The following is a 1,111-nucleotide window of genomic DNA, read 5'->3' as shown; positions in this document are numbered from 1 at the left end:
TGTTTTACACTGCTCTTTAGCAAACAATGTTCCGCCAGGAACAATCAGTTTGATCTCGCTAATTTTATTCGCCTCATCGTCTACATTCTCCAGTTTCAAATAAACTTCTCCACTTATGATCTGGTCAAAAAACTGATCCAGCTTATCTACCTTTCTTTGTATAAAGTCTAACAACTTTTTATCTGCATTGAAATGGATTGATTGAACTCTGATTTTCATGTTGTCCTCCTTTTTTATGCCTTTGGATGGGCTTGTTTATATATAGTTTTTAATCTTTCAATTGAATTATGTGTATACACTTGGGTAGCAGCAAGGCTAGCGTGCCCAAGCAACTCTTTTATCGCATTGAGGTCTGCCCCTCTATTCAACAGACTTGTTGCATAAGAATGCCTTAAAACGTGTGGACTCTTTTTATCCTGCGTGGAAATAAATGTCAAATAACTCTTTACTGTTTTATAAATAAAATTCCGGTGCGCGCTGGCTCCTTTATTAGTAACGAACAAGGATGCGGTTTTGTTGTCGAAATTTTGTAAGCTTTTTAAACTGATGTAATCTTTCAGCTGCTGCACCAGTGGACGGGCCATCGGGATGATCCTTTGTTTCCCTCCTTTACCCAATACCTTTACTGTTTCTCCATAAAAATCTATATCCTGATCTTTAAGGTTCAGCAGTTCTGCCAGACGCATACCGGTGCCAAATAAAACTTCAATGATCATTTTATCCCGAATAGAAGGAAAGGTGTCGTCAAAAAATTCGCCGGAATCCAGCAGGACATCCAGCTTTTGGTCATCAATAAACACCGGCAAATGTTTCACAACCTTAGGTGCTTTTACATGGGTAACAGGATTAGAAACGATCGCACCTTGCCTTTGATAATATTTATAAAAACTTCTCAACGCAGACATCTTTCTGCCCACGGAGCTCGCACTTATCCCCTGCTCCATCAGGTGCACTATATAATTTCTCACTTGTATAGGTTGCACCTCCAGCATCTCCATCTCAAATGTTTCCAGGAGATAAGTATTAAACTGGGTCAGGTCTACTTTGTAGGACTCAATGGTGTGAAGCGAATAACGTTTCTCGTGCTGTAAATAAGATAGAAATGTTTCTA

Annotated in this window: 2 protein-coding genes; both read right to left on the bottom strand. The window is 39.2% G+C overall.

The window, feature by feature from the left end:
- Positions 1–219 (bottom strand): HPF/RaiA family ribosome-associated protein (locus DBR11_RS21585; protein ID WP_146186619.1); only part of this gene is annotated, 219 nt, incomplete at its 3' end.
- A gap of 14 nt (positions 220–233) precedes the next feature.
- Positions 234–1,111, bottom strand: an 878-nt coding sequence (locus tag DBR11_RS21580) for a tyrosine-type recombinase/integrase (protein WP_108554690.1), incomplete at its 5' end; no start/stop codon positions are given.

Source organism: Pedobacter sp. HMWF019 (genome assembly GCF_003061025.1).
In the GTDB taxonomy this organism is placed as follows: Bacteria; Bacteroidota; Bacteroidia; order Sphingobacteriales; family Sphingobacteriaceae; genus Pedobacter.
This window is presented reverse-complemented; position numbering and strand designations above follow the sequence as displayed.